Origin of the sequence: Ensifer sp. 22521 (genome assembly GCF_052044795.1) — a bacterium.
Classification (GTDB): domain Bacteria; phylum Pseudomonadota; class Alphaproteobacteria; order Rhizobiales; family Rhizobiaceae; genus Ensifer.
Window position 1 is genome coordinate 15,295 of record NZ_JBQENM010000046.1, and the last position, 12,033, is coordinate 27,327.

The following is a 12,033-nucleotide window of genomic DNA, read 5'->3' on the forward strand; positions in this document are numbered from 1 at the left end:
TGAGCGATGTCGGTCGCCGTCCCGGGCTAGCGGAGGAGGGTAGCAATATGATCAGCCAAGACGCCACCACGACGAAATCCCGCTCGGAAAAAAACGAAGCGGAGCGGGCGAACGGTATCGAGGTGAGAGACGTCGAAATTCGGTTCGCCAACGGCTACTTAGGGCTAAAAAAAACAGCTCTTAGTATCGAGCCTGGCTCGTTCTGCACCTTGCTCGGTCCTTCGGGCTCTGGAAAGACGACACTTCTACGAACGATCGCCGGACTTCTCACCCCGAGCTCAGGCGTAATCATGATCGGCGCGAAAGATGTCACCCGTCTTCCGGTTCAGGCGCGTAACATCGGGTTCGTCTTCCAAAACTACGCGCTATTTCCGCATATGACCGTCGCGCAGAACATCGAATATCCCTTGAAGCTGCACAAATGGCCGCAAGCCGATCGGCGGCGTCGTGTACACGAAATTCTTGAGCTTATCGAGCTCCCCAATGCGGGCGATCGTGCGGTGGGCGAACTCAGCGGTGGTCAACAACAGCGTGTCGCGATCGGACGCGCGCTGGTCTATCGCCCCGCGCTACTCCTGCTCGATGAGCCCATGGGTGCGCTCGACCGTAGGCTCCGGCAGCAACTGGGCGCCGATCTGCGGGAAATCCAACAGCGCACCGGCATTACCGCGGTCTATGTAACGCACGATCAGGAAGAGGCGTTCATCCTATCGGACAAGGTCGCGATCATGGATGGTGGGGAAATCCTGCAATACGACACCCCATCCGAACTCTATTTCCGACCGAAGTCTCGTTTCGTTGCCCGCTTTTTGGGGGAGGCGAACCTGATTGACGTGACGAGCTTGGAACAGGGTGGCGATGGACGGACCCTTATACGGACAGGCCGCGCTACCTTCTCATTGCCTCTTCCGCGCGCGATCCTCAAACAGCACTCGTCGCTGTCGATCGTTCTGCGCCCTGAAGATCTGATCCTGCTCGGCTCAGACACAGTCGATGAGATGCAAGCCCCTGCTATCCCCGTTCGTATCGAGAAAGAACTCTTTCTTGGAAGCCGCTGCATCGTTACCGTTTCTGACAACTCCGGTGCAACGTATTTGGTGGAATGCTCAAAGTCGCAAATTCCTGCCTCCGGCGCGGAGGTGTGGCTGACTTGGAATCCCGCGTCGATGGTTCTTGTCGATCACTAAGAGCTTGAGGAATGAAAATGAAGAAGATCCTTATTGCGAACCGTGGCGAGATTGCCTTGCGTATCGTCAGGGCATGCCGCGATGCAGGCTACGTGTCAGTGGCCATCGCCTCCGAGGCGGACCGGGACGCCCTGCATGTTCGAGCAGCGGATGAAGCATTCACGCTCAAAGGCCACTCGCCCCTGGAGACGTATCTCAATCAATCGGCCATCCTCGACATTGCCAAACGTAGCGGCGCCGACGCGGTCCATCCTGGATATGGCTTGTTGTCCGAGAACGAGACCTTCGCCGCGGCCGTACAGGCGGCCGGGCTCGTGTGGATCGGTCCTCCGCCAGAGGCTATCGCCCAGCTTGGCGACAAGGTGAAGGCTCGTGCCATCGCGCGGAAGGTCGGAGCGCCGCTTCTTCCATCTCTGGACGAGGGAGCAGTTACCCAGGAACAGGTTCGGGCATTCGCCGAAACTCATGGCCTGCCGGTTATCATAAAAGCACAGAATGGTGGTGGCGGACGCGGCATGCGGATCGTCCGGACAATGGAAGAAATCGTACCGCTCATGGCGGCTGCGGAGCGCGAAGCAGGCCTCGCGTTCGGAAGGCCGGAGTGCTTCGTCGAGGTGTATGCCGAGCATGCACGTCATGTCGAAACCCAGTGCCTCGCCGATCAGCACGGTATCGTTGCGGTCATTTCGACACGTGATTGCACTCTGCAGCGCCGACAGCAGAAGCTCGTGGAAGAGGCACCGGCACCATTCTTGAGCAACGACCAGATTGACGTTTTAAGGAAAGTGTCGATCGGCATCCTTAAGGAGGTTGGCTACTGCGGGGCTGCGACCTGCGAGTTCCTGGTAACGAATGCGGGGAACATCTATTTTCTCGAGGTGAATACCCGTATTCAGGTCGAGCATCCTGTGACTGAAGAGGTGACAGGCATTGATATCATACGGGAGATGTTCAGCATCGCCGAGGGCAGCCCATTGCCATTCACCGACGCGCCGGTTCGGGGACATTCGATTGAGTTCCGGATCAACGCTGAGGACCCATGGGCCGATTTCCGACCCGTGCCCGGCAAGATCAAGCGAATGCGGCTTCCTGGCGGACCGGGCGTGAGAGTGGATTTCGGTTATGCCGAGGGTGACACCATTCCTCCATACTATGACTCTCTTGTCGGAAAACTGATCGTAACCGGCCGCGATCGGGAACAGGCAATCGAACGCGCGGCACGCGCGCTTGACGAATTGGTGATCGAAGGCGTGAGCACAGTGACACCGCTCCATCGCGCTATCGTAAAGCGCGGCGAGTTTGTCGCTGAGTATCGTCAGGAATTTGCCATCTACACACGGTGGATCGACGTCGAGATGCCCCAGCTTGCCCAAGAGGCACTGGCGTTACACAAAGCCGATGCACCGCAAGAAGAGACCACAGAAATGTCGATGCTCGAGCAGCCGCAACATGTTGATGAGGCTCCCATCTACCGCATCGGCGTAAAGGCTCCGCTCTCGGGGATGGTAATGGAGCTTTGCGTGAAGACGGGGGACAGAATCTCCCGGGGCGATGTAGTTGCGATCATGGAATCCATGAAAATGGAACAGTCGATCCTCGCCGAAAACGAAGGTGTGGTGGCCAAGATCAATGTTGAGATTGGCGCCTTTATTGAAACGGGCGACGACCTAATGGGGCTCGACTGAGATGCCGGCAGCAATGTTTGAATTCGAGGCTGTAGATGATCGCCCTCAAGAGAATGCACTCTTGACACTTGAGGCAACGGTGGATGATCAATGGATTGATTACAACGGCCACATGACGGAGTGGCAATATTATAAGTTGTTAGCTGATGCAGGTGAAAACTATCTGCGGGCGATTGGCTTCACGGAAGAGTATCGCCTCCAGGGGTTCAGTTTTTTTTCAGTAGAAGGGCATCAGCGAAATCTCCGAGAGTGCCGGCTAGGCACGCCGTTACGCGTGTTCACCGAGACGATCGGTTACGACGAAACGAGGCTCCATATCTACCAGTACGTCGTAGATGCCGCCCGAGACATTGTGCTTGCTACGGGTGAGCACATGATGGTTCATGTGGACACTGTTAAGCGGCGGTCCGCACCCATCAACGACTATATGCGCAGCTGCCTGCAGCGGGCGTTGGATTCCTGGCGGCCGGTGAAAGCTCCCAAAGGGCTCGCTGCAGCGATAAAGGCACCGAGAAGGTCCTGATCTCCTAGCCATCGTAGGCAAACGCAACGGGTTTTGCTTAGGGAAGCGGACGGCTGACCGTGTCACCGGAGTGAAGCCTCATGCGATTACCGGCGGCCAGGCGCTCTCGCCACGCAAACCACACCCGAAGGCGATGGTAGCTTGGAATTATATTATAAATTGATGCTCAAGCGGCGCGGCACCGGCTACATAATCGCACCCTCCGGCGCCACAAATTTGCCCGCGGTCACCACATCGGCAACTCCTCGACCTTCCCGATCATGAAGCTGCACATATACGTCGAGGCTGGACCCGCGACGGCGGCTTTGAGCCGCGCCGTCTGTTCTCCGATCTTCGCTCGAGCATCCAGAGGATCCGCTCGAAACTGCGACTCCGAACCGGGCCGCCGCCAGGCCGCCGCCTGACGGGCCGATGCCCCGTCATCTTCAGCTTTAAAACACGTAGCCGCGAATCTTCGCCCAGCGCTCTGGCCATCATCACCACCGTCAAAGCGGACGCTGTCCAGAACGTCTGAAGCAAGTGATGTCAAAATCATCCATCGACCCATCGCCGTGCTCTAGTTCGTCAGCTCGCTGAGGAGAGGCAATTGTTTCGCTTGCCAAACCTACGACCGGAACGCTGCGAGCCAGATCCGGCCGTGATCCATGATAGAAGGCACCAAATAAATGCGTGCGGGATTCCTACGAGACCGAGAGAGATGATTTAAAAGAGACCTAACGACCGGTACCGCAAAATTCAATGCCGGCCTTTCGTCCATCTTTAGTGGCCTGAGCGATTTGGCCCGGCCCAAGACAGTCCCCTATGCGTTCGACCGACGCAATCTTTCCTGCTTCTTTCTTTGCAACTAACTCATGATAAAGAATATCATCGGATACTTGGCCGGTTACCAGAACGACGGCGTCCACTTTTCTACTGGATTCCACACCAGTAAGAATACGACTCGTCGTAATGTTGCCCGACGAGATACTAGTTACGGAGGTTCCGACAACGATTTCAATACCCATCTCGTTCATTGAGTTGATTACGTGGACAAGTTCCAGCGTGTTGATCGTCCAAGGTGCCGGATCGCTCGCAGTCGTGATGTAAGTTACTTTACAGCCCGCCCGGGCAAGGCGCTCAGCCACTACCGTTGCCATGTAGAAGTAGTCTTCATCATAAACGACGACCTCACCGCTTGGTAAGTTGCCATCCAAGATTTCTTCCGGGCTGTACACGTGGGGGAGATCGGCGCCGGGTATCGGTTCATCGTGATTGCGACCGATCCCGTCCTTGCGCCATTTTGCTCCGGTCGCCACGATCACATGATCAGCTTCGAAGCCGATCACGTCGTTAGCAGTCAGGGCACTGTTGAGATACATGTTTGCATTGGGCATCGTCTGCAATTGCCCAACACGGTAATCCACCACGCGCCCCCAGGCACTCAAGCGAGGCATTTTACGCTCTCGCACCAGACGGCCCCCCCACTCCGATCCTCCATCTGCGATAGAAACCTGGTAACCGCGTTTCGCAAGTGTGTGGGCCGCTTCGAGACCCGCGGGACCACCACCCACAACAAGAATCGTCTTGGATGGGTCATCGGCAGGAGGCACATTTTCTGGATGCCAGCCTAAAGTATGCTCTTCTCCTGCTGACGGGTTCTGAGTACAGCGAATACGGACGTATGTCATAACCTCTGCTGTGCAAGCATTACATCCTATGCACTCACGGATATCATCATGGCGTCCTTCGTCTATCTTGTTTGGCAAGAAGGGGTCGGCTATTGAAGGTCGGGCGGCCCCGATTAAATCCAGAACGCCCCGCTTAATCTGGCTGACCATAGCGTCAGGAGACGTAAATCGCCCAACACCTACAACAGGTTTGTTCGTTACGCTCTTAACAAAATCGATAAACGGCTCTTGCTGCCCTTCTTCAAAGAAGCGACTGCTTCCGCTATCCCACGGCCAATCACTAACATTGACATCCCACAGGTCAGGAACGTCCGATAGTGCTTCAACAACGCGCCGCCCGTCTTCAAGTGCGGTAATATTTGATGCCCGTCGCCTGTCTTCTACCGCAAATCGGACCGCAACCGCGCAAGTGTCGCCAACCGCATCCTTCACGTCAGAAAGAGTTTCGCGAAGCAGTCGAACGCGATTTTCGAAGACCCCACCGTATTCGTCGGTTCTCTTGTTTGTTTTTACATCAAGGAAGTCCTGCAGAAGGGACAAATTGTGAGCGCAGTAGACATACACAATGTCAAATCCGGCCGATTTAGCGCGCACTGCCGCATCGCGATACCAGCGTCTGAAGTTGGCAATATCTTGCTTGTCGATTGTACGGGCTGTGATCGGGTTGTAATAGTAGTGGGGGAATTTGGCGGTAGGAGATAATGGATGCTCGCGATGGGAGGCGGCCGGTCCCGACGCACCTGCATGTGCGAGTTCCACGCCGGCCAACGCACCATGTTCTTTTATGGCTGCGGCAACGCGTGCTAGTTGGGGGACATGACTGTCGCTGTAAAAACAGGGGTCCGGGAGCGGTGCATGGTCAGAGGTTTGATGAATCATCGTTTCCTCCAAGCATACGACGCCCCATCCTCCTTCGGCCCGAGCTTTTCGATACGCGATCATTCCGTCGATGGAGGACATACCCATACTTAGAGCATGCGGTACAACGTAGAATCGGTTCTTGGTTCTGACGGGACCAATTTGAACGGGCTCGAACAGGATGTCATAACGTGGATCTCGCATTAGAGACGCTCCAATCGGTGTCGGGTATGCTGTACAACGCTAATGATGGTGCGCTGACAATTTAAGATGGCGAAGAAGTTAATGCTTACAAACCGCCGGTGTTCAGATCGTGCGGGTTGAGATCTCGCGCGCTTTGCAAAACGCATTTTTAACTGCAATTTTTCCCTCGCGGAAGCGAAGAATATCGAGACCGTCGATGGCAGAGGTGTTTCCATCGGATGTTATTACTAGGGTCCATGTAACGGTCGCAGTCGAAGTACGCTCGTCAATGGAGGTGGATGTGATGTCGTATTTTGTGGAGGCGTTCAAAAATTGATCACTCGGCGCAAGCGCTTGTCCAATTGCTGCGCGTCCACTGTGCTGAACACCGAAAGGGTCCACGTATACACTAGCGTCGGTGAAGAAATCGAGCGTCTTCGAGAAATCGCGTGTGTTGAACGTATCCATAAAGGACTCAACCTGTGCGATAAGATTTTCCATTTACAATCCTCCAATAGATTCCTACAATCCGAAAGGTTCGAGAGCTATCACCGAAAGAATGACCAGATGGTCAGTCCACCTCGGAGCGCAGTATTAACTGCGCAAAGAAGACAAGTTGGGGCTCAGCTCACATGACCGGCGAGCCAATCTATGATCTCCCGAGCTATATCGTCGGAGTTATACTCAGACATTAACATGTGACCATTCCCGAAGATGCCTTTCTCTTCAAGACGAATGTGGTCGACATGGTTTCCCCGGCCCCGGATGTAGTCTGCTGCTTGTGCATTTGCTTCACGCATCCAACTTGCTTCACCTGTTACAACCGCGATCGGCCGCATGAATGGATCATGCTCCCCGGAAAGGGGTGCCGCGTTGAGGCCGTGCGAAAATTGGCCTAGGGGGTGTTTGAAGCCAGGACAGCCTAGTGGCTCCACCGCAACGATAGCCCTCACTGATGGGCCACCAATCGCCGCCAATGCCCATCCGCACGGCGCACCAGCGGAGTGGCTGAGCAAAACGGTGTCCCCAACCATGCTGAATAGGCCCTGCGCGATAGCTTCCACGTGTTCTTGGCTTGCGGCGAGACTTGTTGCCATTGGCCCTTGACTCGCCATGAAGCGATCAACAGGGGTCTCACCGCCGGGCCATTGCGTGTGTTTTTCAGCCCCCGGCCAAAGTTGGCTTTTCGCTGCTTCAAAAAAACGTGGACCGAGTTGCTCATAACTAGGTGGTTCCGTCGCACTGCCAAGTACGCGCCGATCCCAGCGGCTTCGCCCATGTCCTGGCCGGTCAAGCAAGTATACGGGATATCCCGCGCGCAGAAAGGCGTGCGCCCAGCCGGGCCGCCCATCCGGAGTGCGCAGAAACTCCGAACTTTGTCCACCACCGCCATGTACGAATGTAATCGATACGCTTTTTGGTTCGACGGGCACGAACCATTCGACATAGGCAGTTGGACCCGGATAAGTCTCGCCCGCGTGCAGGTTGCGGGACGTTGTGAGAAATCTCCCCCCGAAGTCTGCGAGGGCCAATGGTGTTAGATTGCTCAATATACTGTCCGCATCTGTTCGTGGAACTTCATCACGACGCGCATCTTGTCTCTGTCCGCAGCGATCGCACGCGCCTCCTCGATCCACTGCTCTTTCTGCTGGCCAGGTAGCATATGATACATGTTACGTAGGTTTGAAGATGCGCGCGGCGAGACAATTTCAAGAAACTTGAAACGACGGTCTCTATCGTAGGTTTCCAATATGTCTTCGCTACGGTTATCGTGAACAACTTGGGTCAGGGCCTCGACGAGCGCGAATGTGTCAAACATACCCCCTGTCAGCCCTAGCCCCCCTGTGGGATTGGTGATGTGCGCTGCATCACCGACTAGCATAATGCGCCCTACCCGCATTCGATCAGCGCAGCGTTGATGCATTCGGTAGGGCGAAAATGCCTCCACCTCGAACGGAACGCCGCCGGTAAGCAAACTCGGCAACACCTTTGCAATTCTCTGAGGGAGTTCCTCGACTGGAAGCGCTGGGTCTTCCATAAATGTCACGCGCCAGAAGTCGCTCGTGTCGATTTTACAGATGACCGAACCGTAGACATGATCGATCTGCATCGTCGTCTTCGAATAGCCACGCCGATCCAGATCTACGCGTGTATTAGTTGCGACATAACGTTCTGGCCACGTGATACCGAAGAAGTTAAGCTTCAAAACCTCTCGCCGAACAAAACTGGTGGCGCCGTCGGCCCCGATCAACCAGTCGGCGTCAATGGTCTCGTTAACTCCATCCTTTACAATCGTCGCCCGAATACCACTACTGTTCTGTTCGCATGCAGCCAGAGTGGTCGAATAGTGGATCTCTACGTTCGGCAACCTCTGCAGATGCGAGAGAATGATAAGTGAAAGCTTATCTTGACCCAGATGAAGGGCGTAGGGGAATTCGATCTCGCCTTCAAGACACCCGATATCCCAACGAATCATCTCGCCGGTTTCGTGGATGCGCCAGGCGTGGTCCTGCCGAAGGAAGCCAGCCTTCACGCAATCATCGAGCACACCTAGATCTCGGAGATGTGGCAGAACAGATGAATGGTAAACAAGCGCACGAGGACTATCGTTGGGCCTCGCCTCTGCTTCCAAGACAGTCACACGCATACCGGAACGTGCTAAGCCTAACGTGGTAAGAAGCCCGGTTGGGCCGCCACCGACGACAACGACATGTGCGCTCATATTAACTCTCGCTCCCTTTGAAAATGGTGGTCGCTGACCCAACGGGCATTGAAGGTCACCACATTTACGTCGACGCTGCCGCGCCGGCCAAACATGGCACGCCAGTTGCCGCTGCCCTCCGATCGAACGATACTCGCCCGCAGTGAATTCACAAATTGAATAATTAGAAACCGCGCTGATGTCAAGACGACTGGGTTGCGCTCAACGGCCTGCCATTGAGCGTCCACGTAAACCTGCGACCAGTACATAACGGTAGATTTGGGGAGCCGAGTCGACACGCGAAGCTGCCTTTCCGAGGCAAATTAATTATTCAATATTGTAATTTATTGAGGCCGGCGCTATTGTGTCTTTCGCCGACCAAGTCGGCGTCAAGAGTCGCAACACCCTCTGATCTGTTCGAAGGGGGCTGCACTTAATGGGTTTTGACGGAACGCGGGGGAGGAATTCATGAGCGTGGACGTTGGGTCATCTGATGCAGGCATACAAGTGCAAACCGTCGGTCGTTCGCATGGGCTGGGTAATGTACTCCGACGGAAGTCATTAATCGCGACTGGCCTGGGCAATACACTCGAGTGGTACGACTGGACGATCTATGCGGTTTTCGCGCCTTACATAGCTAAGGCAATGTTTGACACCCAAGACCCTGTCTCAGCTTTGTTGAGCACCTTGGCGATTTTTGCGGTCGGCTTCATCTCTCGTCCGCTTGGAGGTATTGTCTTCGGAGCCCTTGCGGATCGCTTGGGGCGCAGATCCGTGCTGTTGACAAGCATGGTACTAATGGGTTTCGGCAGTCTTTTGATTGCCGTGTCCCCAACGTATGCCGCTATCGGCGGATTCGCGTCTCTCATCGTATTGGCTGCTAGGTTGTTGCAAGGTTTTGCTCATGGGGGTGAGGCGACCGCTTCCTACGCATATCTTGCGGAAATCGCTCCAAAGGAGCGGCGGGGCCTGTGGACGAGCAGCATGTTCTTTAGTGTCGGCATCGGCAGCATAGTCGCTACGCTGCTTGGTGTGGTCTTGACCCGGGTAATTGATGCCGTAGACATGGACTCGTGGGGCTGGCGTATTCCGTTTCTCCTCGGTGCTCTGCTTTCCGTGCTCGTGTTGTTTCTGCGAAAGAGCATGATGGAAAGCGACGTACTGACGGATTTCGTAGGTTCAAAAGGGGAGGGTTCCCCTAATCCGGTCGAGACCTCCGATTGGCCGAGAAGCAAAATTATATCACGTGCTGTCGGGATTTTCTTCTACCAAGCCGGCGTCGGCCTGCCATATTATCTCTGGACCGCGTACGCTGCGGTGTTCGCAATAACGCAGCGTGGCATGGATCCAAGCGGCGCCTTCACAGCGAGTTTGTTTGCACAAATTCCCTATATCATCGCCGTTCCTGTATGGGGATACGTTTCCGATCGAATCGGCAGGAAGCCCGTCACCATATTCTATTTTCTGTCAGTAGCAGTGCTAACATTTCCGCTAATTAGCTTCATATCCAGTGAGCCTTGGACGCTATTTGTCGCACAGGGCGTCATGCTCTCGGTTACTGGTTGTATTGGTGGTACGCTACCCGCAATCATCGCTGAACGTGTTCCAACACGGTACCGGTCGCGCATTATGGGTATTTCTCTCCCTCTTTCACTTGCTCTGTTTGGCGGCACAGCACCATACTTGAGCAGTTGGTTTTCTAGCCAACAACTCTCTTGGGTCTTTAACCTGTATGTCGTTATCGTTGTTCTAATAGCGGCGGGCGTGGTGGCAACTTGGAAAGAAACTAGGGGCATTGACCTGCGCGACGTCAATTAATGCGTTGATTTTTGAAGGTGAATGGCGGCGGAGCTGTCATTCACCCATCGTGCTCCATTTACATACCGGATAACGGCGAGTTTCGCGGTATTGCTGCACTTAGCCGAAAGCCGAAGTGTTGGCGAAGGGTTGCTGCTGGCGAGCAAACCGGACTCAAAGATGTTGTCGGACGTTTCGGCGGCTTTAGCGGAAAGCAATGGGGTTGAATGGCAAACGCAAGATAAGGGAATCTAGTCAATGAGGCTCTTCAGAATTTTGAACCTAGGGAAGTAAAAAAGGCTTCGAAACATGCAAATAAACTCCGGCATTAAGATCATTGTCCCAGTGAAGCGCGTTGTTGATTACAATGTAAAGATCCGCGTGAAGTCGGATGGTTCTGGCGTCGAACTTGCGAATGTGAAGATGTCGATGAACCCGTTCGACGAGATTTCGGTCGAGGAAGCGCTGCGTCTGAAGGAAGCCGGCAAGGCGGAGGAAGTGGTCGTCGTGTCGATCGGTCCGGCGAAAGCCGAGGAGACGCTGCGCACCGCGCTCGCCATGGGCGCAGACCGCGCCGTGCTGGTCGAGACGGACGATGCCGTCGAGCCGCTGGCGGTCGCCAAGATCCTCAAGGGTGTGGCGGAGGCCGAACAGCCCGGCCTGATCATCGTCGGAAAGCAGGCGATCGACGACGATTCGAACCAGACCGGTCAGATGCTGTCGGCGCTGCTCGGCTGGCCACAGGCGACGTTTGCCTCGAAGGTTGAGATCGGCAACGGTTCGGCCGAGGTGACGCGCGAAGTCGACGGTGGTCTGCAGACCATCGCGGTCAAGCTTCCGGCCGTCGTCACCACGGACCTGCGCCTCAACGAGCCGCGTTATGCTTCGCTGCCGAACATCATGAAGGCGAAGAAGAAGCCGCTCGACAAGAAGTCGCCGGCCGATTTCGGCGTCGATACCGCCCCGCGCTTGAAGGTGCTGAAGACCGAGGAGCCGTCGGGCCGCAAGGCAGGCGTCAAGGTTAAGTCGGTCGCCGAGCTGGTCGAAAAGCTCAAGACCGAAGCCGGCGTGCTCTAAGGCGTTCATGCCCCGAAAAGTGGGAACCGGTTTTCGGACAAGGGCATGAACCGAAGGAATCAAGGGAGAACACAACCATGGCCATTCTTCTTCTGGCAGATCACGACACCGCAACCCTTTCCGACCAGACCGCCAAGGCGCTGACGGCAGCATCGAAGATCGGTTCCGACGTGCATGTGCTCGTCGCCGGCTCTGGTGCCAAGGCTGCGGCCGATGCGGCTGCAAAGCTCTCGGGCGTGACGAAGGTCCTGCTCGCCGACGATGCAAGCCTCGGCAACAACCTCGCCGAACCGCTGGCAGCGCTCATCGTGTCGCTTGCCGGCTCCTATGACGCCATCGTCTCGGCTGCGACCTC

At 55.5% G+C, this 12,033-nt stretch carries 9 protein-coding genes and 1 pseudogene; 6 read left to right on the plus strand and 4 right to left on the minus strand.

Annotated features, from left to right (window positions below; translation table 11 throughout):
* The first annotated feature begins 47 nt into the window (after nucleotides 1–47).
* The 3 genes from ACTJKE_RS35095 to ACTJKE_RS35105 are packed head-to-tail and all read left to right on the plus strand — an operon-like array spanning nucleotide 48 to nucleotide 3,395.
* A complete protein-coding gene (locus tag ACTJKE_RS35095) occupies nucleotides 48–1,187 on the plus strand; it encodes an ABC transporter ATP-binding protein (protein ID WP_427143503.1) in 1,140 nt (379 codons plus the stop codon).
* A 17-nt stretch (nucleotides 1,188–1,204) separates the two neighbouring features.
* Nucleotides 1,205–2,872 (plus strand): acetyl/propionyl/methylcrotonyl-CoA carboxylase subunit alpha, encoded by a 1,668-nt coding sequence (locus tag ACTJKE_RS35100; protein WP_427143502.1) that lies wholly within the window; start codon nucleotides 1,205–1,207, stop codon nucleotides 2,870–2,872.
* A 13-nt stretch (nucleotides 2,873–2,885) separates the two neighbouring features.
* A complete protein-coding gene (locus ACTJKE_RS35105) occupies nucleotides 2,886–3,395 on the plus strand; it encodes a thioesterase family protein (RefSeq protein ID WP_427143501.1) in 510 nt (169 codons plus the stop codon).
* Nucleotides 3,396–4,108: 713 nt separating this feature from the next.
* Here the strand turns inward: ACTJKE_RS35105 and ndpC are convergent.
* The 4 genes from ndpC to ACTJKE_RS35125 all read right to left on the minus strand — a co-directional run bounded on the left by ndpC (nucleotide 4,109) and on the right by ACTJKE_RS35125 (nucleotide 8,825).
* Complete coding sequence (ndpC, locus tag ACTJKE_RS35110; RefSeq protein WP_427143500.1) at nucleotides 4,109–6,124, minus strand: 6-hydroxypseudooxynicotine oxidase; 2,016 nt, start codon at nucleotides 6,122–6,124, stop codon at nucleotides 4,109–4,111.
* Nucleotides 6,125–6,226: 102 nt separating this feature from the next.
* Entirely contained in the window at nucleotides 6,227–6,604 is a 378-nt protein-coding gene (locus ACTJKE_RS35115) for a nuclear transport factor 2 family protein (RefSeq protein ID WP_427143499.1), read from the minus strand.
* Between the two features lie 122 nt (nucleotides 6,605–6,726).
* The gene (locus tag ACTJKE_RS35120) at nucleotides 6,727–7,653 is read right to left on the minus strand and encodes a hypothetical protein (RefSeq protein WP_427143498.1); all 927 of its coding nucleotides are present in this window, start codon (nucleotides 7,651–7,653) and stop codon (nucleotides 6,727–6,729) included.
* Nucleotides 7,650–8,825 carry an FAD-dependent oxidoreductase gene (locus ACTJKE_RS35125; protein WP_024899816.1) on the minus strand — a complete coding sequence of 392 codons (1,176 nt, stop codon included), beginning with the start codon at nucleotides 8,823–8,825 and terminating at the stop codon, nucleotides 7,650–7,652. Before ACTJKE_RS35125 ends, ACTJKE_RS35120 begins: the two co-directional genes overlap by 4 nt.
* Nucleotides 8,826–9,272: 447 nt before the next feature.
* On the opposite strand from ACTJKE_RS35125, the gene ACTJKE_RS35130 reads away from it, so the two are divergent.
* The 3 genes and pseudogenes from ACTJKE_RS35130 to ACTJKE_RS35140 all read left to right on the plus strand — a co-directional run.
* Complete coding sequence (locus ACTJKE_RS35130) at nucleotides 9,273–10,622, plus strand: MFS transporter (RefSeq protein WP_427143497.1); 1,350 nt, start codon at nucleotides 9,273–9,275, stop codon at nucleotides 10,620–10,622.
* A gap of 306 nt (nucleotides 10,623–10,928) precedes the next feature.
* Nucleotides 10,929–11,678, plus strand: a complete 750-nt coding sequence (locus tag ACTJKE_RS35135) for an electron transfer flavoprotein subunit beta/FixA family protein (RefSeq protein ID WP_440661840.1) — start codon at nucleotides 10,929–10,931, stop codon at nucleotides 11,676–11,678.
* Nucleotides 11,679–11,755: 77 nt separating this feature from the next.
* Nucleotides 11,756–12,033: pseudogene (locus tag ACTJKE_RS35140) on the plus strand (electron transfer flavoprotein subunit alpha/FixB family protein); the annotation flags it as partial.